Origin of the sequence: Psychroflexus planctonicus (assembly GCF_014640195.1) — a bacterium.
In the GTDB taxonomy this organism is placed as follows: domain Bacteria; phylum Bacteroidota; class Bacteroidia; order Flavobacteriales; family Flavobacteriaceae; genus Psychroflexus; species Psychroflexus planctonicus.
Window position 1 is genome coordinate 148,448 of the sequence record NZ_BMGM01000006.1, and the last position, 23,894, is coordinate 172,341.

23 protein-coding genes are annotated in these 23,894 nt (G+C 34.9%); 13 read left to right on the forward strand and 10 right to left on the reverse strand.

The genetic code is table 11. From position 1 onward, the window contains the following. Positions 1–38: 38 nt before the first annotated feature. From IEV72_RS08035 to IEV72_RS08080, 10 genes are all read right to left on the reverse strand, one after another. Complete coding sequence (locus IEV72_RS08035; protein WP_188458577.1) at positions 39–899, reverse strand: ComEA family DNA-binding protein; 861 nt, start codon at positions 897–899, stop codon at positions 39–41. Between the two features lie 38 nt (positions 900–937). Further along, a complete protein-coding gene (locus IEV72_RS08040) occupies positions 938–3,007 on the reverse strand; it encodes an amino acid carrier protein (RefSeq protein WP_188458578.1) in 2,070 nt (689 codons plus the stop codon). Between the two features lie 76 nt (positions 3,008–3,083). Continuing rightward, positions 3,084–4,100, reverse strand: coding sequence for a potassium channel family protein (locus IEV72_RS08045; protein WP_229731843.1), 1,017 nt, complete (start codon positions 4,098–4,100; stop codon positions 3,084–3,086). Continuing rightward, positions 4,097–4,318 (reverse strand): PspC domain-containing protein, encoded by a 222-nt coding sequence (locus IEV72_RS08050; RefSeq protein ID WP_188458579.1) that lies wholly within the window; start codon positions 4,316–4,318, stop codon positions 4,097–4,099. The genes IEV72_RS08045 and IEV72_RS08050 overlap by 4 nt, the downstream gene beginning before the upstream one ends. Further along, complete coding sequence (locus IEV72_RS08055) at positions 4,315–5,598, reverse strand: DUF2851 family protein (RefSeq protein WP_188458580.1); 1,284 nt, start codon at positions 5,596–5,598, stop codon at positions 4,315–4,317. The genes IEV72_RS08050 and IEV72_RS08055 overlap by 4 nt, the downstream gene beginning before the upstream one ends. Before the next feature lie 44 nt (positions 5,599–5,642). Next, positions 5,643–6,263, reverse strand: a complete 621-nt coding sequence (locus tag IEV72_RS08060) for an SGNH/GDSL hydrolase family protein (RefSeq protein ID WP_188458581.1) — start codon at positions 6,261–6,263, stop codon at positions 5,643–5,645. A 230-nt stretch (positions 6,264–6,493) separates the two neighbouring features. After that, positions 6,494–6,889 carry a hypothetical protein gene (locus IEV72_RS08065; RefSeq protein ID WP_188458582.1) on the reverse strand — a complete coding sequence of 132 codons (396 nt, stop codon included), beginning with the start codon at positions 6,887–6,889 and terminating at the stop codon, positions 6,494–6,496. 307 nt (positions 6,890–7,196) lie between these two features. After that, positions 7,197–7,979, reverse strand: a complete 783-nt coding sequence (locus IEV72_RS08070; protein ID WP_188458583.1) for a DUF3050 domain-containing protein — start codon at positions 7,977–7,979, stop codon at positions 7,197–7,199. A gap of 560 nt (positions 7,980–8,539) precedes the next feature. After that, positions 8,540–9,718: an acyl-CoA dehydrogenase family protein gene (locus IEV72_RS08075; protein WP_188458584.1), complete on the reverse strand. Its 1,179-nt coding sequence runs from the start codon at positions 9,716–9,718 to the stop codon at positions 8,540–8,542. 116 nt (positions 9,719–9,834) lie between these two features. Next, positions 9,835–10,356 (reverse strand): hypothetical protein, encoded by a 522-nt coding sequence (locus tag IEV72_RS08080; protein WP_188458585.1) that lies wholly within the window; start codon positions 10,354–10,356, stop codon positions 9,835–9,837. A gap of 221 nt (positions 10,357–10,577) precedes the next feature. Between IEV72_RS08080 and IEV72_RS08085 the strand changes: the two genes are divergently transcribed. The 13 genes from IEV72_RS08085 to trpA all read left to right on the forward strand — a co-directional run bounded on the left by IEV72_RS08085 (position 10,578) and on the right by trpA (position 23,760). Continuing rightward, complete coding sequence (locus tag IEV72_RS08085) at positions 10,578–10,928, forward strand: SdpI family protein (protein ID WP_188458586.1); 351 nt, start codon at positions 10,578–10,580, stop codon at positions 10,926–10,928. Between the two features lie 9 nt (positions 10,929–10,937). Further along, positions 10,938–11,345 (forward strand): nuclear transport factor 2 family protein, encoded by a 408-nt coding sequence (locus IEV72_RS08090; protein ID WP_229731844.1) that lies wholly within the window; start codon positions 10,938–10,940, stop codon positions 11,343–11,345. A 45-nt stretch (positions 11,346–11,390) separates the two neighbouring features. Further along, on the forward strand, positions 11,391–12,878 hold the full coding sequence (locus IEV72_RS08095) for a carboxypeptidase-like regulatory domain-containing protein (protein WP_188458587.1): 1,488 nt from the start codon (positions 11,391–11,393) through the stop codon (positions 12,876–12,878). Positions 12,879–13,490: 612 nt separating this feature from the next. Continuing rightward, positions 13,491–14,585, forward strand: coding sequence for an alanine dehydrogenase (gene ald / locus IEV72_RS08100; protein ID WP_188458588.1), 1,095 nt, complete (start codon positions 13,491–13,493; stop codon positions 14,583–14,585). Positions 14,586–14,781: 196 nt separating this feature from the next. After that, positions 14,782–15,198, forward strand: a complete 417-nt coding sequence (locus tag IEV72_RS08105) for a hypothetical protein (protein WP_188458589.1) — start codon at positions 14,782–14,784, stop codon at positions 15,196–15,198. An 8-nt stretch (positions 15,199–15,206) separates the two neighbouring features. After that, complete coding sequence (locus IEV72_RS08110) at positions 15,207–15,857, forward strand: hypothetical protein (protein ID WP_188458590.1); 651 nt, start codon at positions 15,207–15,209, stop codon at positions 15,855–15,857. Positions 15,858–16,828: 971 nt separating this feature from the next. After that, positions 16,829–18,232 (forward strand): anthranilate synthase component I family protein, encoded by a 1,404-nt coding sequence (locus tag IEV72_RS08115; protein ID WP_188458591.1) that lies wholly within the window; start codon positions 16,829–16,831, stop codon positions 18,230–18,232. 188 nt (positions 18,233–18,420) lie between these two features. Beyond that, positions 18,421–18,987, forward strand: a complete 567-nt coding sequence (locus IEV72_RS08120) for an anthranilate synthase component II (RefSeq protein ID WP_188458592.1) — start codon at positions 18,421–18,423, stop codon at positions 18,985–18,987. A gap of 299 nt (positions 18,988–19,286) precedes the next feature. After that, on the forward strand, positions 19,287–20,276 hold the full coding sequence (trpD, locus tag IEV72_RS08125; protein ID WP_188458593.1) for an anthranilate phosphoribosyltransferase: 990 nt from the start codon (positions 19,287–19,289) through the stop codon (positions 20,274–20,276). After that, positions 20,276–21,067 (forward strand): indole-3-glycerol phosphate synthase TrpC, encoded by a 792-nt coding sequence (gene trpC / locus IEV72_RS08130; RefSeq protein WP_188458594.1) that lies wholly within the window; start codon positions 20,276–20,278, stop codon positions 21,065–21,067. The genes trpD and trpC overlap by 1 nt, the downstream gene beginning before the upstream one ends. A gap of 2 nt (positions 21,068–21,069) precedes the next feature. Next, positions 21,070–21,726 carry a phosphoribosylanthranilate isomerase gene (locus IEV72_RS08135; protein ID WP_188458595.1) on the forward strand — a complete coding sequence of 219 codons (657 nt, stop codon included), beginning with the start codon at positions 21,070–21,072 and terminating at the stop codon, positions 21,724–21,726. Next, positions 21,723–22,916 carry a tryptophan synthase subunit beta gene (trpB, locus tag IEV72_RS08140; RefSeq protein WP_188458596.1) on the forward strand — a complete coding sequence of 398 codons (1,194 nt, stop codon included), beginning with the start codon at positions 21,723–21,725 and terminating at the stop codon, positions 22,914–22,916. The genes IEV72_RS08135 and trpB overlap by 4 nt, the downstream gene beginning before the upstream one ends. A gap of 79 nt (positions 22,917–22,995) precedes the next feature. Continuing rightward, positions 22,996–23,760, forward strand: coding sequence for a tryptophan synthase subunit alpha (gene trpA, locus IEV72_RS08145; protein ID WP_188458597.1), 765 nt, complete (start codon positions 22,996–22,998; stop codon positions 23,758–23,760). Positions 23,761–23,894 lie beyond the last annotated feature (134 nt).

A 23,894-nucleotide genomic window follows, 5' to 3' on the forward strand; every position in this document is an offset into this window, starting at 1 on the left:
TTTGAATTGTTGAATGATTTTTCCTTCAAGATTATGGATTAATCATTTATTTCCAAATATAATTTAATTCTGTCAATTTTATGCGTAGGAAAATCATAGATTTTTGCTAATTCTTCAAAATCGCTAATTCCTTCTCTTACTTTGATGAAATGCACTATCTCTCTGGAAAGTTCATAATCGAAATAGGGAATTTCAGTGAGCTCTACAATTGAAGCGGTATTGATGTTAATTTTCTGGTGTGGTTTTTCAAGCTTTACGGTGAATTCTTTAAGCACATTTTCTCTTACATCATACTTTAATCCCCAAATGTCTTTCAATTGTAAATCGTCTATAAATCCATCTATTTTATTTCGATGTCTAACAATTCGTTTGGCTAAGACTTCACCAATTCCTGAAATTTCTTGCAACTCCATTTCAGTTGCTTCATTTAAATTCTTCTTTTGTGCATAGGTTTTCATTTGCGCTTGATGCGCTTCCATTTCAGCTTTGGCCTTTTCCTTTTGAATTACCCAATCAGGAAATTTGAAATAAGGTTTAATTTCATTTATCAAACTATCTGAAACCTGAGTTACTTCTTGAAAATCTTTAGCTGAATTAATCCATTGATTTTCACTTCTAAATTGCTGAAGTCGGTCAAATTCTTCTGTGGAAAGACCCAACTGATAAGCTTTAAAGTCTTTTAAATAATTGGGGTTAAATGGAAAAATTCTAGGCTTATTTGCTTCTTCTGAAGCAAGCCTTAATGAATCTATTTCTTCTTGCAGCTTATGTTTGTCTGCTTCACTAAAAGCAAATTTGGCTTCATCGCTATTCGGAATCATCCAAAAATATTGATAAGCCAATGAAGCAAGGAGTAAAAATATCAAAAATAAAATCCCATTTCGTTGTGATGGACTCATATCGAAATGGGATTTTGAAAATTTCATTTTAACTACATTTATTCTTTTTTATACAACGAACCATCTTTCAATTTAATGAAATATGCTTTTAAGTCTCCTTTTACTTCACCTGATAAAATATATAGTCCAATAATGTTAGGGAAAGACATGGCTAAAATCATCATGTCTGAAAAATCAAGAACAGCGCCTAAGCTTACCGAAGCACCTAAGACTACAAACAATAAAAAGAGTAGTTTATAAATTAATTCTGAACGATTGCTTTTTCCGAAAATGTATGTCCATGATCGCATACCGTAGTAAGACCATGAAATCATGGTTGAAAAAGCAAATAAGAATACCGCAACTGAAAGTACATAAGGAAACCAAGAGATTACGCTACCGAATGCCGAAGAAGTTAATTCAACCCCAGAAACGCCTGTTAATTCATGTTTTCCTGTGAAAATTAAAACCAAAGCGGTTAAGGTACAAACCACAACGGTATCAATAAACGGCTCTAACAAAGCCACAAATCCTTCTGATGGCGGGTGATACGTTTTTGCTGCAGAGTGAGCAATAGCCGCCGAACCAACACCAGCTTCATTCGAAAATGCTGCGCGTTGAAAACCGACAACCAATACACCAATAAATCCACCTTTTAAAGCACCTGGATCAAAAGCACCTGAAAATATAGCATTAAAAGCAGGACCTATATTTTCGATATTAATTCCGATTACAATTAAAGCACCAATTACATAAACTGCCGCCATAAATGGAACCACTTTACCTGTAACTTTGGCAATACTATTAATTCCACCAATAATAACTACTCCGACTAAAACGGCTAAGAACACCCCAAACCAAGGTCCTTGACCAACTAAAAACGGAATTTGATTCGAAAGGATTTCAAAAGATTGATTAGATTGGAACATATTTCCACCGCCAAAGGATGCGCCAATTCCTAAGATGGCAAAAAAGCCAGCTAGGAAGGCACCTAACTTACCAAGATTCCTTTTTTCTAAGCCATGGCGTAAATAGTTCATGGGTCCACCAAAAATCCTACCTTCTTTGCTGATAAATCTATATTTTACACCTAGTGTACATTCTACAAATTTGGAAGACATACCTAGGAAACCAGCTACAATCATCCAAAAAGTAGCACCTGCACCACCCAATGAAATAGCAACTGCAACACCTGCAATATTCCCTAACCCTACGGTAGCCGAAACTGCAGTTGCTAAGGCTTGGAAATGCGTAATTCTGCCAGGTGCGTCTGGTTCATCATATCTACCGCTAGCAAGTTGCAATGCATGTTTAAAACCACGAATATTAATAAAACCCATGCGGAAGGTGAAAAACGCAGCACCAAAGATCAGCCAAATTACAATAAATGGAATTTGGTTTTTAACCGGATCACCGTTGGGGTGTGTTAAAACCACTTTATCGGAATACTTTACCCTTGCAAATAAGTGCGAGTTGGTTTCAATTTGGTGTTTTTTATTTTCGGGGTTATGAATAAAATCTCCTTCTTTATCCAAGTGCTTCAATACTCCGTTTACAGGCGATTTCACTTCAATATCTCCTAAACGGCCTCTGCTTAATCTTGCAATTACATCGCCTTCTTTAACTTCCACTCCATCTTCTACTAGCCATTTTTCAAGTTTAAATTTTTCCTCAGTATCGGCATTCCATCCGGGTGCAAAAATTTGTTCGAAATCTTTGTACACAACAGGATCGTATAGTCCAACTGCAGCAAACGGATCCCAAAATAAAACGCTCCCTAATCCGGCAACAATCGGTTTGAACGTACCGTTGAAGTGTTCTGCTATAGATTCTGACTCAATGGTATATTCAGCTGAAAAAGTTCTTCCTTCTGCATCGGTTACGGTAACCGTATATGGAACCCCTTCTACCAAATTAGACGCACTTGAAGATGTTAATTTAACATCTTCCTTAGACCATTTAAATGTAAAAGGCTCTTCACCATCTAACACACGTAGTTGTATTTTCCCGTTATCTATTTCATCTGAAGGGTTGATGAGTTTTGCTTCCACTTTTAAGTCTTGAGCATAAGAAGACATTGTTAAAAACAAAAAGCCACATAAAAAGGGCAGTATTTTAAAATTCCACATAAAATTTAGCTTGTAAAGTAGTTGATGGTGCAATATGCAAAAAATAGTTAATCTATTAAAGCTATTTTTATTCAATTCAGTCTTTCAATTCGAAATTGGCTCTTAAATTCTGCATTTGTTTAGAATTTCCAATTATAATGACACTGGAACCTTTTTTCAATATAAAATCGGATTCTGGGTTTACGCTAAATTTGTTACCCTTGTCTTTATACCCAATAATTTTACAGCCTGTTTTATTGAATTTTTCTAATTCATTGATGCTTTTTTCGTTATCATCTGGACACAAAACATTGAATTTTAATTCACGGACATTGTGTGTATCTCCATCTGAAATGGATAATTTATCAAAAAAATCAATTAAGTCTGGTGTAACTACTAAGGAAGCCAAATGGTCACCACCCACTTTTTCGGGTAGGATTACGTTGTCTGCACCTGCCAATTTCATTTTTTTATAATTGGCTTCAGTTGATGCTCTACAAATAATTTTTAATTGATTATTCATTTGTTTGGCACTCAAAACAATAAACAAATTCTGGGTATCTTCATCTAATGCGCTGATTAAATGTGAAGCATTTTCGATATTGGCTTCTTTTAAAACTTCATCTTTAGTGGCATCGCCTTTTATAAATAGGATGTCATCATCCTGCAAAGCTTCCCATTTTTCTTTGTCATGCTCAATAACTACCACCTCCTTTTTGTATTGACGTAGTTTTTTAAGCGCCTGATTTCCATTTCTTCCATAGCCACATAAAACAACATGGTTCGTTAGTTTTTTTACTTTATTTTTCACCCTTTTTTGCTTTAAATCGATTAAAGAATATTCATTAAAAATGTATTGCGTAATCATGGTAATTACAAACGCAGTATAAATTACACTTACCGCTATTAAGCATATAATAAACACTTTGGACTGGTCTGACAAAGGCACAATTTCTCTGTAACCTACCGTGCTAATGGTAATCACGGTCATGTAAATGGCATCGATCCAACTTACGTCTTCAAAAAACTTAATTCCTAAAGTGCCTATTACGGTAATTAATAGCAAAAGCCCGACGGCTATGTATATTTTAGACTTAAAAAGTTTAAGCATCATAAGTCGAATACTGATGTACGTTTGGTGTAAATTAAATCCTTCAATTTTAACCAAAACGCGATGGTGAGATACAATCCAAAACCAAAGCCAAAAGTAGCAAAGGAAACATAGATGAAAAACAATCTTACCGATTTCACCTTCATTCCCAAACGGTCGGCCAAGCGAGTGCTTACGTAAAATCCGTGGCGTTCAAAAAAATAGCGTATGTGTTGTATCATCTTCCTAAAAGTTCAATTCCTAAATTGCATTGCAAGCAATTGTGCCTATCGCAATACTTTTTTTTCAAATGCAACAAAGCCTGAGATTCCAAAGCGTTGGTTGCTGTTTGCTCTCGCAAAGCATTGTATTTTTCAATGACTTTATTTTTTTCACTTGGTAAATTACTCAATAGCGCAATGCTGGAATTTTCCAATTCAAAATTATTGGTAAATTTAGCAAAAGAAAATTGAATAGGAGCCACGGTGTTAATGATCAACAAATGAATAAAATTAGCTGAAAGTTGCTTTTTTCTATGCTTGCTTTCTTTTTCGAAGGTATAATGCGTTTGCCAAAAGTCATGCAATTGAATGGCAAGTACTTTTGAAATTTCCTTGCTGTTTTTCACATTCATTAAAGCACTAAACAAATGCTGGTTTTGATGATATAAACTTGCCAATTGAGCTAACCGAATACTTGGAAAATTGGTAGGCCTTGCGCCATAAAATTGAACAGGAAGAACCGCTTTATTTTTCAATTGAAACTTTTGTACTAAATAGGCATATTCGTTTTTTAGTTGAAGAAAATATGCGTTTTCTACATCCTTTTTTTCTAACAAATGCGCTTGCCCAAACAACAAAGCTTCCAATTGAAGCTGCGATTGTGCACACTTTTGAAGCACTTGAAATGGAATGGACTTAGCAAGAGATAAAAAAGCTTCACCGTTAATTTTTAGACCAAAATTTTTAGCCAGCATCAAAAACAAGACTTCATCCCAATTGTTTTTGGATTGGTGGAGCATTTGCTGTATCAATTTGGATTTTTCTTCCAATCGTTCAACAAAAACACGTTCTAACCAGGATTTGAGTTTGAGTTCTTCAAAGGAATTGAAATCAGCTTCGCAATTGATCCACTTCAACTGATTTTGCATCAATTGGTGGTAGTTTTTTTCGGCTGAAGCTTCAACAACATCTTTCAGAATCAAGGTGGGAATTACGCTTTGGTCTGTTCTGTAAATGTCCACGTCGTGTTCCCAAACCACATGCAGAATTACATTTTGGTAAGCATCATCTTTTTCGTGACCATGAGCATACCAGTCGGAAGATTTTAAATGAATTTCGACATTTCCTGCCCAACGTTGGTTATCGATTTCAATTTGTGAATTGAAAAAATCGGGTCCCGATTCATGTTGATTATGCGTTCCTAAACGAATGATTTGAAGATGTTCACCAGCAGTAGTTTTCAATTCCTTGGTATTGAATTTGGCAAACTTCCATACATAATGTAAAAAATCTTCTTTCATCAGTATTGTTTCAAATCGATAGTTCTGGAAGCTTCAACTTAGACTTATTCAGCTGAATATAATCTTTCCATTCTTGCTTTTACTTCATCATAAAACACATCTAACCATAATTGGTATTGCTTGGCGCTAGGGTGTAATTCGTCTTCGGCAAACATGCTTGTGTCGCCTTCGGTGGTTTTGGAAACTGGGGTAATGTTGTAAAATGATACTTGGTACTTTTGGGCGATTTCAGCTGCAATTTGATTGTATTGGGCAACTTCTTCGGCTACGTTTTCTAGGTTTTTGTTTTTGGCAAAATCGCTTACGCCATAATCGGGAATACTTACTACAAACATGCTTTCTGCACCGTATTTAGATTTAGCTAAACCTATTTTTAGCAGTTCTTCAAATTCTTTTTGGTATTGGCTGATGTCTTTTTTTTGGTATTGGTTATTTACGCCAATTAATAAAGAAACTAAATCATATTTTTTGGCTAACTCCTTTTCTTGAGTTTTTATAGAATCGATTAATTCATCTGTTCGCCATCCGGTTACGGCAATGATTTTTGGTTTTTGCATAGCAAACCCATCTTGTTGAAGTTGTTTTACCAACACATTTGGCCAATTCTTTTCTGTGTGAACGGCTTCACCTATAGTATAAGAATCGCCTAAAGCTAAATAATTCATAGATTGAGATTGTAGTTTGTGTGCATTCAAAATTAAGCTAATTGAAAAGAGTAAAAACGTAAATTTGACTAACTGCTGCATGTTCATTCTAAAATAAGATTTAAAATTAGGGAATTTCGATTACAAAATGAAAAAAATTATTTAACTGAATAATAAAGATGAGAAGTTAAAGTCGTTGTCAATTTCCTTTTAATAAGATTTTTGACTTCCTTTTTTTGTTTTCCATAGTTTTACTTCAACCACAACATCACCTTGGTTTTAAAGGATTCGTAGGTGATAAAAAAATAAGTACTTGCTATACAGGTGTAAATTAGTGCTGTAATTAGAATGACTATGTTGTAGAGATACACGATTGAATCGAAACTTGTTAGCATAAACAAAGCAAATAAAACAATAATACCCATCATCCAATACACCATGCGCTTTAGATATTTTTCTAAACTCACTTCAAAAGTTCCAGAAAGTGGATTCCAAGCCATCAGTTGATTTTCGAATTTTACCTTTTCATCCTTAAGGTTGATAATTACATGAAGGTTCAAATTCAATTTTACTCGGATGGTATTTTTACCATTCAACTCAAAATCATAGTCGTATTTTTTTAAATTTTGAAGTATTGTTTCTCGCATGAAGTTCAATTTGAAATCAAAAGTAAGCGATTGATTTGAAATGTTTGTCTTCAAAATATACAAATGTGAATTATGCTGAATTTTACCTTTATGAAATACTAATCTTTTTCTCTTGACTCCAAAAAATAAATTGAACCTAAAATCCCTGCCCCAGATTGCAGTGAAAAACCCGGAGTAAGCCTGCTGTTAAAAAACAAGCTTGGGAAAGCGACCGGTAGGAAGCTCTTTTCAAGCGCATTTTTTTTGAGCAGGATGGCGAGGATTTGTAACGGAAAGCTGGAATTTGGCCCTCGTACAATTAATTCAACTAAGCGATGGCTTTATAATAATTGATGTGTTTGGCAATGCCATCCCAAAGTTGCATTCGGATTTGTAATGCTTCCTTGGCGCAATCTTGTGCTTCTTTCCATTTTACTGCATCATCACCACAGAGTTCTTCTACTAATTGCAAAGCCATCGGTCCGTGCTCATCTTCGTCTAACTCGATGTGGCGTTCAAAATAGTAACTGAACAATTCCAAATCTTGTTCGGGAAATTTCTGCTGAATTTCTTGAATAATGGAGGTGAACATATCAGGAATCAATTCTTCTCTACCAAAGGTAAACGCCGCCGCGATTTTGTGGGCTTTTCCTTCTTGCAGCAAACTGAAACTGAAGTTTAAAAATAACTTTACGCTTTCCGGCAAATCGCTTTTGGCAATGACCAAAAATACATCGGTACCATGTTGAATTTGCGCAACAAAATCTTCTACTTTTTGAATTGAAGCTTCCGCTTTTTGCATAGCATCCAAGTACATTTCGAAATGACTTTGGCGTTTTCCGTAAAAATTCAAATCAGTTTCTTCGGCAAGCACAATCTCGTTGATTAAGTAACGGTGTTGCGGATTTCCGACCGGAAACCAAGGCGTTTGCGTACAAGTTAATTGCTGTTGAAGCGCTTTAAGCAAAGACATAAAATCCCATACAGCAAAAACATGGTGTTGCATGAAAATCTGTAAATCATGTGGACTTTCAACTAATTTATATAACGGATGTTGAAGTAATTGCTGACGTTCTTCTTGAATACTTTCTTGCAAAGTTTGACAATTCATAGGGATTTTTTTTGCAAAAATAAGAAGTTTATTTAAAGTGAAATTTCAAATCTTCAAGATTTGCGAAACCTTATAAACTGTTTATTTGAAACTTTAAATATTTAATATCGTATTTGTAACTTCATGTATTTTATTTCACAATTCCAAATTAAAAGAGTTTTAGTTTGAGTATAGCTAAAATAAGTATTTTAAGCAGAACATATATTTACAAATTTAACATCCCACTTTTTGAATGAAAAATTAATATTTTTTGCATTGACGTTTTATATAATTTGCATCTTTCCAGTTACTTCTTAAAGGCTTTACTGGTTTTGTCTTAAATGAAAAAGCTTGATTATTTTATTCCTTTAGAGAAATTCCGAAAGGTAAAGGATGATCTTGCATTCTAGTTTACACCCAACCCTTACCCTTCCCTCGATGGAAGGGAAAAAGTTAAAGGAATGGTTATAATTATGATGTTAATCGTGACTTTGAATTAAATGAAATTCATAGAATTTGCTGAGACTAGATATAGCATACTTATCACCACTTCTAATATCGTACTTTGTACTTTTTAATATCTACTTAAAAGCCGCAATACCAGTAATATCCATTCCTGTAATCAGCAAATGAATATCGTGTGTTCCTTCATAGGTAATTACACTTTCTAAATTCATCATGTGGCGCATGATGCTGTAATCGCCTACAATTCCCATTCCGCCTAAAATTTGTCTGGCTTCTCTTGCTATTTTAATGGCCATGTCTACATTGTTTCGTTTTGCCATCGAAATTTGAGCGGTGGTCGCTTTGCCTTCATTTTTTAATTGTCCCAAACGCAAAGCGAGTAATTGTGCTTTGGTGATTTCGGTAATCATTTCTGCTAACTTTTTTTGTTGTAATTGAAAGCTAGCAATAGGTTTATCAAATTGAATGCGTTCTTTAGCGTATCGCAATGCAGTATCATAACAATCCATTGCAGCACCGATGGCACCCCAAGCAATTCCGTAGCGAGCCGAATCTAAACAAGATAATGGCGCACCGAGTCCGCTTTTTCCAGTAAGTAAATTTTCTTTTGGCACTTTTACGTTATTGAATAACAATTCTCCAGTAGCTGAAGCACGCAAAGACCATTTGTTGTGCGTTTCTGGCGTGCTGAAACCTTCCATACCACGTTCAACAATTAAACCGTGAATTCTACCTTCTTCATTTTTAGCCCAAACTACAGCAACATCACAAAATGGCGCGTTAGAAATCCACATTTTTGCTCCGTTAAGCAAGTAATGATCTCCTTTGTCTTTAAAGTTAGTAGTCATTCCGCCAGGATTGGAACCATGGTCAGGTTCGGTTAAACCAAATGATCCCATAAACTCGCCTGAAGCTAATTTGGGTAGAAATTTTTGTTTTTGTTCTTCGGTTCCGTAAGCGTAAATAGGAAACATGACCAACGAAGATTGTACCGAAGCCGTAGAACGAACACCCGAATCTCCGCGTTCAATTTCTTGCATGATTAAGCCATACGAAATTTGATCTAATCCCGCACCTCCGTATTCTTCTGGAATATATGGACCAAAAGCGCCAATTTCTGATAATCCTTTGATAATGGATTTGGGAAATTCTGCTTTTTGGGCAGCTTCTTCAATAATCGGACTCACGTCGCGTTTTACCCAATCTCTCGCCGCTTGGCGAATAAGTAGGTGTTCTTCGGTTAGTAAATCGTCTATATTGTAATAATCCGGTGCTTGAAATAAATCTTGGCTCATGTTCATTAAATTATTGAATTACAAATTTAACGAAAGTTTTCGTGCTTCTGAATAAACACTTGTTATTATTTTTTGGGATTTATTGTGGATTATTGAAAACTCTATAAATTTGAAATTTACAGTTCAAACTCAACCACGTCCATATTCAAAAAATAGATATCAAAATCTATACTCGAATTTTGAAGTTGCTTTATGATGAAATTAGTTTCATTAGCCCACATTTTGCCTTTGTATTTGGACCATAAGACAATAGCCGTGTAGGAATTGTTGTTTTTATTATCAAAAGGAAAAATAGCTTCTCCACGATAATTGACAAACTCACCTTCCAAATCAGTTAATCTTTTGGTATTGCTGACCAATAATTCTTTAGAATTGAAAAAATCTTTGTAGTAATCATAATCCTCTGTTACATTTTTTTCAATGTAACAAGCAACATTTTCATCTTCCACAAATTGACCCTCAGCATTAAAAAAATACACATCAGGAAAAGAAACTTTATCCAAATTATTATACGTTCTTATGTTCGCTAAAACTTCATTTTTCTTTCGTTGCTTTAGGTATAGGTTTTTTTCAAAATCAATCATCAAGTTCTGCTCATTTACAAAATTTACAATGGATTGATGGGTTTCTATTTTCATTCGTTTTTCACCATTGATCAACTTTGTAATGCTTGTGCAACTTAGGAATGAGCATGCTAGTAATATGGTGGCTATTTTGCGTTTCATAAGTTCTTTTTCTAAAAATTAAAATTGAAATGGTTTTGCTTTGTTAAGCTAACAAAACAACCTAATGCAGTAATAAATAAAGTACAATTAATTCTTTTTCAAAAATAATGTAAATTTGAAACCAAACTGAATTCATGTATTTCTTAAATCCTGTTTTTATCATTGGCATTTCTACCGGACCTATTTTATTAATTACGGGTTACATCATGCTTAAAAAACCACCAAAAGAAATTAATACGTTTTACGGCTACCGAACCAAACGCGCTATGGCAAGCAAAGAGCAATGGCAATTTGCCCAAGCTTTTTCGAGCAAGCAACTGATTAAATCTGGATTTTGGTATACGCTTTCGGCTTTACCCTTTTTATTTTTTGAAGTGGAACACATTACAGGATTTGTCCTTTCTATGTTAATTTTAGCCATTTTTGTAGCCTACCCTATTTACACCACCGAAAAAGCACTAAAAGAAAAATTTAAATCGAAATAAAAAATTATTATGCGAAATTTAATTGTTATCCTGATGTTGAGTTTTAGTACTATTACTTTAGCACAACGCCCCGAAGAAGTAGCTAAAACAGTCGTTCAACAACAATTGGATGCCTACAATGCCAAAGATATTGATACTTTTATGAACCTGTTTTCTAATGACGCAGCTATTTTTAATTTTGGTGAAGAAGAAGCCTTAGCAAAAGGCGCTGAAGAGATTAGGGCAGTTTACTACAAGCTTTTTAAAAATTCGCCCAATCTGCATAGTTTGGTGATCAACCGAAGTGTAATTGGCAACAAAGTAATCGATTACGAATTGATTTCAGGAAGACAAGGTTATGAAGATGTGCTAAAACTGATTGCCATTTATGAAGTAAAAAATGAACTGATTACCAAAGCCACTTTTATAAGGGAATAAAACAAAACATTTTTAAAATCATTTCGTTAATATTTAAAATCTATTATGAAAAAAATCTTTCTGTTTTACTTTGTATGCCTAATTTCACTTAACAACTTTGCTCAAGAAATTAAAGGAAAAATAATTGATAGTGAGCTGCAAGAACCTGTTCCGTTTGTCAACATTCAACTAAGCGAAAACAAAGGGACTATTTCCAATAACGAAGGCATTTTTCGATTAAATATTGATGGTTATGAAGCTTCACATTTAGTTACTTTTTCTTCTATGGGATTTGAAGAATTTCAGCTAAGTATTGAAGAACTTCAACAAATCAATACCATTGTTCTAAAGCCTTCAGACGAGTTGCTTGATCAAGTAGTTGTAACCAACAAGCAATTTACCGCCTTAGAAATTATTCAAAAATTCAACGAAAATAGAGTTAAAAATCATCAACTTGGAGAAAACAGATTTCGACTTTTTCATAGAAAACGAAATACATTTATACCAGAACAAATGGTTTTTCAACTCAAAAAAGCCAGCAACTTAAAAAAGAAAGAGCGTAAACGCATCAACAAATCCTTAGCTGAATTTGATGAAGAAATCTCAGGAAGCCAAAGTCTTGGATTTTACGAAAGCTTACGTGATTTATATACCTTAAGTGATACCATTCTGTTTGATCTTAAAAAGAAAATTTACTTGGCCGATTCGGATGCAAAAAACGATGTTGATGAATACCAAGAGCAAGCCATTAGAAAGTTGTTTAAAAATTTTGATTCTGAACATACCTTTAAAATTAAAATCGGAATTTTAAAAGTAGCCGATTCTGTTGAAGTGAACTCTTCAGATGATAACATAAGTGTTGGTAATACTGATGATGAAGACGAACATCAAATAAAACCTGACTTTTCTGTAACAGAATATCCTAAAATTGCCTACAGCGAAGAAAATTCAATTCCAGATGTACTTTCAGAAACCAAGTATTTTGATTATGAGCTGCAAGAACCAACTATTGTAAACGGCAGACCGCAATACGTCATACACTTTGAACCTGGCAGAAGAAAAGGAAAGCACAAAGGCAGATTATACATCGATCAAGAAGATTTTGCGCTTACGCAGATTGATTATCAACTGGCTGAAGGAAAGAAAACAAACAGTGTAAATTTAAAATTTTTAGGTGTAAAATTCAATGGATATAAAGACAGCAACAGCATCCGTTTCAAGAAAACAGAAAATGGAAATTACATTCCGTATTACGCTAACGCTACCCGAGCAGCTTATGTATTTTTAAGAAGAACATTAACCTTTATTGAAAATAATCCCAATCGAAGTGAACGTATAAAATTCAAACTCAGATTTATTATTGAAACCAAAAATGAAGTGACAGACGAATGGGTTTTATTAGAACATGAAAATATAGCAGATAAGCCAATAACTTCGAATAACTTCAACACTTCCCTAGAAATTGAAACCATCGAAACTTACAGTCCAGAAATCTGGAAAGATTATCCCGTTTTTGAAGCTACAAAAGAAATGAAGGAGTATCATTTAAAATAGTATTTATAATGGGTAGTTAAATTACAAATTGGAGATGATGACTTTTAAAACACAGCCTTTGCCTTCGGCATTTCCCTCACAGGGAAATTATTTCTGGTTAAACGTTTCGGTTAATACAAACTTAAATTTTACTTCTTCCCTGGCTTATACTGAGCGAAGTCGAAGTAAGGGAAGACTAGAGATGGGTGTATTTTAATTTGTACTGAACACATTTTAAACGAAGCTATAATGCTACATATTACTTTAAACACCCTTTGCCTTCGGCATTTCCCTCGAAGGGAAAATATTTCTAGTTAAACTTTTCAGTTAATTCAAAATCAAATCTATCTTCTTCCCTGGCTTGTACTGAGCGAAGTCGAAGTAAGGGAAGACTAGAGATGGGTGTATTTTAAAAACCTACTACTTCACCAAAACTAAACTGAATAGTACTAATCAACACTAAGATTACTAAATTATCAATAAACAAAAATATTTTTACTATTAATCTTAACTGAAGGGGTGTTTTTAATTTAAAATGTAAAAATTCATTTTACACCCTATATTTAACAGGGTCAAAACCCATTAAATTGCATATTATTTTAATTTTACCCGATAATCATTTAACTACTAGTCATGAAAATAGGGGTTCCTACCGAAATTAAAAACAACGAAAGCAGAGTTTCCATAACTCCTGCCGGAGTTTATGAACTAACCAAACAAAAACACGAAGTTTTTGTACAAAGCAATGCTGGTTATGCCAGCGGATTCACCAATCAAGATTACCAAAATGCAGGGGCTAGCATATTAGAAAGCATCGAAGATGTTTACCAAGTAGCCGAAACCATTGTTAAAGTTAAAGAGCCTATTGAAGAAGAATACAGTTTGATTCAAGAAAATCAGTTGCTATTCACCTATTTTCACTTTGCTTCTAGTCTACAACTCACCGAAGCCATGCTGAAAGCCAAAGCTACTTGCATTGCTTATGAAACCGTTCAAGACGAAGATGGAAGTTTGCCTTTGCTCACACCCATGTCGGAAGTAGCTGGACGAATGGCTACCCAACAAGGCGCAAAATTTTTAGAAAAACCCATCAAAGGAAAAGGTATTTTACTTGGTGGAGTACCAGGTGTTTCACCTGGAAAAGTCTTGGTTTTAGGTGCTGGTGTAGTGGGTGTTCAAGCGGCAAAAATGGCAGCAGGATTAGGTGCACACGTTACCATTTTAGACATTAACATGAAACGACTTCGCTATGTAAACGATGTGATGCCAAGCCACGTAGTAACGGAATTTTCCAACGAATACAACATCCGAAAACACATCAAAACCGCCGATTTAATTATTGGTGCTGTATTAATTGCTGGAGCAAAAGCACCCAAACTAATTACACGCGATATGCTTAAAGAGATGACACCTGGAACAGTTATGGTAGACGTAGCCGTAGATCAAGGCGGATGTTTTGAAACCACCAAACCAACAACACACGAAAACCCAATCTACATCATAGACGATGTAGTGCATTATTGTGTAACCAACATGCCAGGCGCCGTTCCTTACACTTCCACTTTAGCACTTACCAACGTAACTTTTCCTTATGTCATGCAACTGGCTAATTTAGGTTGGGAAAAAGCCTGTCAAGAAAACAAAAGCCTTGCAAAAGGTTTAAGCATGGTACAAGGCGATGTAATTTGTCCTGAAGTGAAAAAAGCTTTCCCAGAATTGCTAAATTAATATGAGTAGCAGAAACCCGCTATCCATTATAGTTTGGTAGCGCAATGTGAAATTTGGCATTGCATTTTCAAGGAGCTCATAAAATCGCTCTCGAAAAATGCGCCAAATTAATACCTTGCACAACCAAAGCTGCCATTCCTATCGGGGCTAGGGTTTGTTGAGTAACTTCAAATAAAATTTTTCATTATATTTGGGTATGAATAAAATAGATTTAAAAATTAAAAAAGAATTCCGATCAGCTAATCAAAAATATTTTAAATATATTGATATAGCTTGGGTTGTTTTAGGTACTTTCATGCTTTTTGATGACGATAAAATGGGATGGTTTTATTTGGGATTAGGTTTGATTCATTATTTATTTCATTCATCAATAAATAACGAAATTCATGCAAGCATTCATAACGGAGTTTTTAAAAAAAACACATGGTTTGCTAGTAAAACAGATCTAAAAAAAGCCAAATACGTTAAAAAATTTGCTGGAGATGTAACCTTTGTTTTTTCAAATAAAGAAACCAGAATAGAAACACAAACACTAGAAGAAGAGAGCATCGAACTATTAGACCAATTTATTAATGAAAACGAAATTCCTTGCGAAGTAATTCCCATAAGGTAAAAACGAGCATGAAAAGAAACCGAACTTGGCAAAATCATTTTTTTAACTTCTTATCCGTAATTTTAGGAGTTTACCTTGCTTTTTTAATCAATGAAAAAGCACAAGAAAAAAAAGAAAGAGCCGAAGTGAATACCTTTCTACAATCCATTGTTACTGAACTTAAAACCGATATCAATACCTTTGAAAAATATCAAATACCACAAAATGAAAAATTTCAAAATCAACTTGCCGACCTCATCCCACTTTTTCATAAAGACAGTACACAGCAACTCAACAAAGAACTTTTTGTAATTCTTGAAATAGATAATTATGTTCCTACTACTGCGGCCTATTCTTCTTTAAAAAGCTCAGGGAAATTCAATATGATTCAAAACATTCACTTATTGGAAAAGTTAAGTTCGTATTACGAAAACTACGCCGCAGAAACCGAAGCTAAAAGCGAATATCAAATTGAATTTTTTTCTACTTACCTGCTCACATGGTGCATGCAAAATGTCGATTTAGAAAGCTTTGAAATTACCAATACAGACCATTTACAACTGCTCAAAAATTACATTATCATTTACCAATCCTTGTTGCAACAAAAAACCAATAGCTTATATCTACTTATTGAACAAGCCAAAGCACTTCAAGAAGAAATTGAGTTAGAAATTAATTAATACCTAACTAAAAACGAAGACTTCCTCAATTAAAGCTTATTCATATATTGGGTTTATTTATTTTTGTCAATGATTGTTTCAGCAGGTTAAAATTAAGTTCAATAAACAATAATTCTATTATTTTGATTTGCACACCTGTGTTCAGAAACCAATTTAGCATCCATACAATAATCAACAAATTTTACAATTGTGATAAGTAGGCATAATAAACCTCACAGGTTTTAGAAACCTGTGAGGTTTGCCATTTGTTTTCAATTCTGATGTGCATTTCTAAACTGAAAAATCAATACCAAGATAACTAGCAAACTTACCGAAAAACCTTTGAGGGATTTCCATTCAAAAGAATCTTGGAATAGTTGCGACCATTCAATTTGGAACGCATGATACAATAAGCTAGCGAACAATATCAAAATCAAAGCGATGTGTAGTTTTCTAGGTAATTTGATCTAAAATTATATTACAAAGCATTTTAAAAGTCAATATGAAAAAATTAATATCCCTTCGTTCTCAGCGCCTTTGCGGTAATATATTTTAAACTTGAATCTGCCAACCGTTAAAGCTCAGGAGATTGAGAAAGCAGAAATTCATTTTATTTGCTTACAAGTGTAAACACAACTTGATAAACAATATTATTTAAACGCCTATTTAAAAACATCATTTCTTTGGTTTTTAAAATTTCGGCAAGTTTGATAAAATTGGTAAAGCACAATACACTAATTTTATTTAAACTCCATCGTTCAACATAATGAGTTAGAAGGCTTCATAAAAGCTCATCCCTTCAACAAAACACAATTTTTTCAAATTCCATTGTGGTATTTCAAAAAGGCTTTTATATTTGCCTACATGAAAATAACACATAACAATAATTGGTGGTGGAATAAATTACGTCTGAAGTCGTGATCCACATCCCTTTTATATAAACCCAAAAAGGCTTGTCTCACGACAAGCCTTTTTTTATTTACAACATTGAAATGACAACATTCTCTTTAAAAACCACATACAAAAGTTTACTAGCAGACACCATTACGCCAGTAAGTGTGTATTTAAAACTACGCGATGTTTTCCCCAACTCCTTATTGTTAGAAAGTAGCGACTACCATGCTAACGATAATAGTTTTTCCTACATCTGTTGCAATCCCATAGCTTCTATACAAGTTAAAAATGAAAAGCTAACCCAAACATTTCCTGATGGAAATGTTCAAGTTCAGAAAATCGATAAGCAAACCAATGTTGTAAAATCCATTCAAGATTTTACGCAAATCTTTGAAACCGAACAACTCCCCTTTAAATTCATTCACAACGGGTTATTTGGTTTCACAGCTTACGATGCAGTTCGTTATTTTGAAAGTGTAAACATCACCAAACGCAAAAATGGTCTTCAACTTCCCGACCTATATTATGCTGTATATCAAAACATCATTGCCATTAATCATTTCAATAATGAAGCTTATGTTTTCAATCACAGTTATAACGGGGAAACAGCGCTAGAACAAATCGTTCAGCTTATTGCAAACCAACATGTAAACAGTTTCAATTTTAAACTTAAAAACCAAGCATTTTCCAATTTAACTGATGCGGAATACCTTCAAAATGTAGAAAAAGCCAAGCAGCATTGCCAACGTGGTGATGTGTTTCAATTGGTGCTTTCCAGACGTTTTTCACAAGCTTTTCAGGGAGACGAATTCAATGTCTATCGTGCTTTAAGAAGTGTGAATCCAAGTCCGTATTTGTTTTATTTCGATTATGGTGATTTCAAGATTTTTGGTAGTTCGCCAGAAGCGCAGTTGGTAATCAAAGACCAAATGGCAGAAATTCATCCCATTGCAGGAACGTTTAAACGTACTGGAAACGATGAGCAAGATGCCATTGCCGCCAAAGCTTTGGCTGCCGACCCCAAAGAAAATGCAGAACACGTTATGTTGGTCGATTTAGCAAGAAACGACCTCAGCCGAAATGCAACCAAAGTAAAAGTAGAAACCTACCGCGAAATTCAATATTTTTCGCATGTTATCCATTTGGTGAGCAAGGTGGTAGCGCAAAAAAAACCCGAAGTAGCCAGCATGCAATTGGTAGCCGATACTTTTCCAGCGGGAACGTTAAGTGGAGCCCCAAAACACATGGCGCTGAAACTCATCGAAAAATACGAAAATGTAAACCGAGATGCCTATGGTGGTGCGATAGGCTTCATGGATTTCAACGGAAATTTCAACCAAGCCATCATCATCCGAAGCTTTGTAAGCAAAGACAAACATTTACATTACCAAGCCGGTGCCGGAATTGTTTCCAGCTCCAAACCCGAAGACGAATTACAAGAAGTATATAACAAGCTCGGAGCTTTAACCAAAGCCCTTCAACTCGCAGAACATGTGTATTAAAAATCAAAAAAATTGGGGCTGCCTGTCGAATAAAGTGGGCGTTCCTTACCCAAAAAACCAAACTTTAGACTTTGTCTTTTTGGGTAAGTCAGGCTTTCCGCTATATCTTTTAAACCCAAAATCCAGGTTTAAAAGGATGCCGCTGCAATCCTTAACGCAAAATCCATTTTCAAAATAAAAATTGACCTATGCAACAAATAGCCGTTATCGATAATTATGATTCTTTTGTGTACAACCTAGTTCATTATATAGAAGAATTTGCCGCCAAAGTAGATGTTTTCCGAAATGACCAAGTACAAATTGAGCAACTCGAAAAATACGATAAAATCCTACTTTCTCCCGGACCAGGAATTCCCGAAGAAGCGGGATTGCTCAAAGACATTATTCGTCACTACGCTGGGAAAACTCCACTACTTGGTGTTTGTTTAGGACAACAAGCCATCATGGAAGTCTATGGCGGAAAACTACTTAACCTTAAAAAAGTGTATCATGGCGTAGCCACGCAAATTGAGGTGATAGTAGACGACGAAATCCTATTCAAAGATTTACCAAAGCAGTTGGAAGTTGGTCGTTACCATTCGTGGGTTATCAATCCTGATATTCCAGATTGTTTAGCAATTACATCTTATGATGAAAACCAACAAATCATGTCCATTCGCCATCGTGAATTTGATGTAAGAGCTGTGCAATTTCATCCCGAATCGGTTTTAACGCCAGATGGCAAGAAGATGATTCAGAATTGGGTGGAAAGCTGAGTTAGAAGTTTGATTTTTGATTGATGATTTAAGATATTAGAAGTTAGATATTAGAAAGTAGAAATTAAACTTTGTGTACTCTGTGCCCCTGCCTGTCGGCAGACAGGTTTGTGGTAAAGATTAAGATAATGGAATTAAAAATGGATGAAAAATATTTGATTAAAAATAAAAAAACATAGCGACCATATTAGCAATAGTAACCATAGTAGCAATAGAAACAACAGCAACAATAGAAGCAACAGAAACCATAGAAACAATTGAAGCAACCAAAGCAACAATAAAAAAATTAGCAAACAGCAATGAAAAACCTATTAACCCGTTTAACGCAGTTTCAGAAAATAACAAAACAAGAAGCAAAAGATGTTCTGGTTTCCATTTCTAAAGGGAAATTTTCTCAGGTGGAAATCGCTGCTTTTTTAACGGTGTACATGATGCGAAACATCAGCATCGAAGAGCTGGATGGTTTTCGAGAAGCTTTATTGGAATTGTGTATTTCAGTAGATTTATCAGACTACAATCCAATTGATTTATGCGGTACGGGTGGCGATGGAAAAAACACGTTTAATATTTCTACGGCGGCTTCTTTTGTTACCGCATCTTGCGGAATTCCTGTGGCGAAACATGGAAATTATGGTGTTTCTTCGGTAAGTGGAAGTTCTAATGTTTTGGAAAGTTTAGGCGTAAAATTCAGCAATGATGAAGCTTTTCTTAAAAAATGCATGGACAAAGCCCAAATTTGCATTTTACACGCACCTTTGTTTCACCCTGCTATGAAAGAAGTTGCTCCTATTCGAAAAAATCTAGGTTTAAAAACCTTCTTTAACATGCTTGGTCCAATGGTCAATCCGAGCTTTCCTAAGCTTCAATTGGTAGGCGTTTTCAATTTAGAATTGCTCAGAACCTATGCGTATTTGTATGAACAAACCGACAAAAAATACAGCATTATACACGAACTAGATGGCTATGACGAAGTTTCCTTAACTTCTTCAGCTAAAGTTCATACCCATCAAAGTGAATTGATGATTTCAGCCGAAACATTTGATGTGAAAGCACTTCAACAAAATGAATTATTCGGCGGGAATACAGTAAAAGAAGCTGCAGCTATTTTTGTAAAGGTGTTGCAAGGCAAAGGAACTACTGCTCAAAACCATGTAGTTGCAGCCAATGCAGCTTTAGCCATTCACACAACTACCAACAAACCTTTAAAAACCTGTTTTGATATGGCATTGCAAAATCTACTAGAAGGAAAAGCCTTTCAGGTTTTAGAACAATTAAAATCGGTTGCCTAATGCATATTTTAGATAAAATAATCAGTTTTAAGGCCAAGGAAGTTCAGCAACGGAAATTGCTGAAATCTTTAGACTTGCTTCAAAAAGAAAAAGCATTTCAACTTCCAAAACACTCGATTACCGAACACATCTTGCAAAAAGAAACAGCCATTATTGCTGAATTTAAACGCAAATCACCTAGCAAACAAAACATAAATTTAATGGCAAATCCCAAAGAAGTGGCTTTAGGTTATCAAAATGCTGGTGTAGCTGGAATTTCGGTGCTTACCGATTATCATTTTTTTGGTGGGAGTTTTCAAGATTTACAAGCCGTTAAAACAAGCGTAAATATTCCTATATTGCAGAAAGATTTTATCATTGATGCTTATCAAATTTACGAAGCCAAAGCGGCAGGAGCCGACTTTATTTTGTTGATTGCTGCAGTTTTAACTCAGCCGCAGATTCAAAATTTAGCAAAAATAGCACAGGATATAGGCCTTGAAGTTTTAGTTGAAATTCATGCAGAAGATGAGTTAGAAAAGTCAATTTGCAAGCATGTTAATTTAATCGGTGTAAACAACCGAAACTTAAAAACTTTTGAAGTAAATTTAGAACACAGCATGCAGCTGGCTGCCAAAATCCCTAAAGATTTTATCAAAGTTTCAGAAAGCGGAATAAATGCAACTGAAACGCTAAATGAATTAAAGAAAGCTGGTTTTCAAGCTTTTTTAATGGGCGAAAGTTTCATGAAAACTCAACACCCTGGAGAAACCTGTAGCGCGTTTATCAATCAAATAAATACCCAAAAATAAATATGGAAAAACAAGTACTTCAAATTAAAGTATGTGGATTAAAATATCCAAAAAACCAGGCTTTGATCGCCAAGTTAGAAGTAGATTATGCAGGATTCATATTTTATAAAAAATCTGCTCGCTACACACTTCGCATCAGCGAAAAAATTCCACCAAATACTAAAAAAGTAGGTGTCTTTGTGAATGCTAGTGTTAACGAAGTAGCACAAAAGGTAAAAGAATTTGGTTTAGATGTGGTACAACTACATGGCAAAGAAGACTTGTTGTACGTTAGGGAGCTTCAACTGAAGCTATACGCCAAAGAACTAAATCACGTAAAAATATGGAAAGCCATCGCAGTAAAAACGGCTTCTGATTTGGAAATCATTCAAACATTCGATACCAAAGTAGATGCTATTTTACTTGATGCCAAAGGACCACTTCCGGGCGGAAACGGAACTAAATTTGATTGGGATTTGTTAGACGATTTACACATTCAAAGTCCATTGATTTTAAGTGGTGGTATTAAAATTGACGATACCGAACAAATCAATAAACTACGCGATAACAATAAAATCTGGGGAGTTGACATTAACAGCGGATTTGAAATTAATCCGGGATTAAAAGATTTTGGTAGAATAAAACGATTTGTAGAAGAAGTAAAAAATGAAGTAGTATGAAAGCAAGAAATCCATATTTAGCAGACGAAGCCGGTTTTTACGGAAAATTTGGTGGTGCATTTATTCCAGAAATGCTGTATCCCAATATTGAAAATCTTAAGCAACAATACCTATCCATAATTGAAGAAGAATCCTTTCAAAATAAATTGAACGATTTACTGAAAGATTATGTGGGGCGCCCTACTCCACTCTATTTTGCTAAACGCATGAGCGAAAAATACGGGGCGAAAATTTATTTGAAACGCGAAGATTTATGTCATACTGGCGCGCACAAAGTAAACAATACCATTGGGCAAATTTTATTGGCAAAGCGTCTTGGTAAAAAACGAATCATCGCCGAAACCGGTGCGGGTCAACATGGAGTAGCTACTGCAACAGCTTGTGCCTTAATGGGAATTGAATGTATAATTTACATGGGCGCAGTCGATATTAAGCGCCAAGCTCCCAATGTGTCCCGAATGAAAATGTTAGGAGCTAAAGTTGTCCCAGCCAACTCGGGAAGTAAAACCCTGAAAGATGCTACCAACGAAGCCATTCGCGATTGGATTTCCAATCCAGAAAACACGCATTACATTATTGGGTCGGTAGTAGGACCGCATCCTTATCCGGATTTAGTGGCACGTTTTCAAGCCATTATTTCAAAAGAAACCAAAGCCCAATTATTGGAAAAAGAAGGGCGTGAAAATCCAGATTACGTCATTGCCTGCGTAGGTGGTGGAAGCAATGCTGCAGGCTTGTATTACCATTATTTAGACCAAGAAGAAGTGCAAATAATTGCTGTAGAAGCCGCTGGAAAAGGAATTTTAACCACCGAATCGGCTGCCACAACTGCTTTAGGAAAAGAAGGAATTATTCACGGAAGTAAAACTTTATTAATGCAAAATCCAGATGGACAAATAACCGAACCCTATTCCATTTCAGCTGGATTGGACTATCCTGGAATCGGTCCGATGCATGCGCATTTGTTCGAATCAGGTCGAGCCAAATTTGTTTCCATTACCGATGAAGACGCCATGCAAGCAGGATTGGAATTGAGTAAAACCGAAGGAATAATTCCCGCTATTGAAACCGCTCATGCTTTTGCGATTTTTAAGGAAATGAAATTCAAAAAAGACGATGTCTTGGTCTTCAATTTATCAGGACGCGGTGACAAAGATTTACAAACCTATATTGATTATTTTGGGTTTTAGATTTTGAATGATTCACAAAAAAATATTAGCTCGCAAAGTCGCTAAGTCGCAAAGTAAAATCAAGAATAATCAATAAAATATGAACAACCGCATCAATCAAAAATTAGCAGAAGATTCCAAAGTACTGAGTATTTATTTTACCGCTGGATTTCCAACATTAGAAGACACTAGAAAAGTCATGCTAACACTTCAAAATGCTGGAGTAGATATGTTAGAAATAGGTTTACCGTTTAGTGACCCATTAGCAGATGGACCTACCATTCAGGAAAGTTCTACCGCTGCTTTAAAAAATGGAATGAGTTCTCAAAAACTATTTGAACAGTTAGAAGGCGTTCGCGATGAAATTCACATTCCACTAATTGTAATGGGATATTTTAATGCCATGCTACAATATGGCGTAGAAGCATTTTGTAAAAAGTGTAATGAGTTAGGAATCGATGGCATTATTATGCCCGACCTTCCTTTGGAAATTTATCAAAAAGAATACCAAGAAATATTTGAAAAATACAACTTACACAACATATTTTTAATTACTCCACAAACTTCAGATGAACGCATTAGGTTGATGGATGAAGTGAGTAATAGTTTCATTTATATGGTCAGTACTGCTTCCACAACAGGAAGTAATGCTGGTTTTGGAGATGAACAAATGCAGTATTTTAAACGTATTTCAAAAATGAAATTAAAAAACAAATTGGTTGTTGGTTTCGGAATAAAAGACCAAGAAACTTTTCAGCAAGCCACCCAATTTACCAAAGGAAGCATCATCGGAAGTGCGTTTATAAAACACCTAACAGAAAATGGAGTGGATAGCATTCCTGATTTTGTGAAAACGATTAGATGATAATAGGCATCATACAAAACCGATAGTATCTCATTTTAGTTAGCAAAATAATTTTTCCGAACAGTATTCATATTTAGCAGAGTGAATTACTTAATTACCGATATGCTTTGATGAAAAAGAAAATTCCGCATAAA

Coding starts and splice junctions, on each gene's coding strand:
- trpD (WP_188458593.1), top strand. CDS start 19,287: ATGAAAAACCTATTAACCCGTTTAACGCAGTTTCAGAAAATAACAAAA.
- IEV72_RS08060 (WP_188458581.1), bottom strand. CDS start 6,263: ATGAATTATTTAGCTTTAGGCGATTCTTATACTATAGGTGAAGCCGTT.
- IEV72_RS08095 (WP_188458587.1), top strand. CDS start 11,391: ATGAAAAAAATCTTTCTGTTTTACTTTGTATGCCTAATTTCACTTAAC.
- ald (WP_188458588.1), top strand. CDS start 13,491: ATGAAAATAGGGGTTCCTACCGAAATTAAAAACAACGAAAGCAGAGTT.
- IEV72_RS08055 (WP_188458580.1), bottom strand. CDS start 5,598: ATGAAAGAAGATTTTTTACATTATGTATGGAAGTTTGCCAAATTCAAT.
- IEV72_RS08035 (WP_188458577.1), bottom strand. CDS start 899: ATGAGTCCATCACAACGAAATGGGATTTTATTTTTGATATTTTTACTC.
- IEV72_RS08050 (WP_188458579.1), bottom strand. CDS start 4,318: ATGATACAACACATACGCTATTTTTTTGAACGCCACGGATTTTACGTA.
- IEV72_RS08090 (WP_229731844.1), top strand. CDS start 10,938: ATGCGAAATTTAATTGTTATCCTGATGTTGAGTTTTAGTACTATTACT.
- IEV72_RS08065 (WP_188458582.1), bottom strand. CDS start 6,889: ATGCGAGAAACAATACTTCAAAATTTAAAAAAATACGACTATGATTTT.
- IEV72_RS08040 (WP_188458578.1), bottom strand. CDS start 3,007: ATGTGGAATTTTAAAATACTGCCCTTTTTATGTGGCTTTTTGTTTTTA.
- trpB (WP_188458596.1), top strand. CDS start 21,723: ATGAAAGCAAGAAATCCATATTTAGCAGACGAAGCCGGTTTTTACGGA.
- IEV72_RS08070 (WP_188458583.1), bottom strand. CDS start 7,979: ATGAATTGTCAAACTTTGCAAGAAAGTATTCAAGAAGAACGTCAGCAA.
- trpC (WP_188458594.1), top strand. CDS start 20,276: ATGCATATTTTAGATAAAATAATCAGTTTTAAGGCCAAGGAAGTTCAG.
- IEV72_RS08105 (WP_188458589.1), top strand. CDS start 14,782: ATGAATAAAATAGATTTAAAAATTAAAAAAGAATTCCGATCAGCTAAT.
- trpA (WP_188458597.1), top strand. CDS start 22,996: ATGAACAACCGCATCAATCAAAAATTAGCAGAAGATTCCAAAGTACTG.
- IEV72_RS08085 (WP_188458586.1), top strand. CDS start 10,578: ATGTATTTCTTAAATCCTGTTTTTATCATTGGCATTTCTACCGGACCT.
- IEV72_RS08080 (WP_188458585.1), bottom strand. CDS start 10,356: ATGAAAATAGAAACCCATCAATCCATTGTAAATTTTGTAAATGAGCAG.
- IEV72_RS08110 (WP_188458590.1), top strand. CDS start 15,207: ATGAAAAGAAACCGAACTTGGCAAAATCATTTTTTTAACTTCTTATCC.
- IEV72_RS08045 (WP_229731843.1), bottom strand. CDS start 4,100: ATGATGCTTAAACTTTTTAAGTCTAAAATATACATAGCCGTCGGGCTT.
- IEV72_RS08115 (WP_188458591.1), top strand. CDS start 16,829: ATGACAACATTCTCTTTAAAAACCACATACAAAAGTTTACTAGCAGAC.
- IEV72_RS08135 (WP_188458595.1), top strand. CDS start 21,070: ATGGAAAAACAAGTACTTCAAATTAAAGTATGTGGATTAAAATATCCA.
- IEV72_RS08075 (WP_188458584.1), bottom strand. CDS start 9,718: ATGAGCCAAGATTTATTTCAAGCACCGGATTATTACAATATAGACGAT.
- IEV72_RS08120 (WP_188458592.1), top strand. CDS start 18,421: ATGCAACAAATAGCCGTTATCGATAATTATGATTCTTTTGTGTACAAC.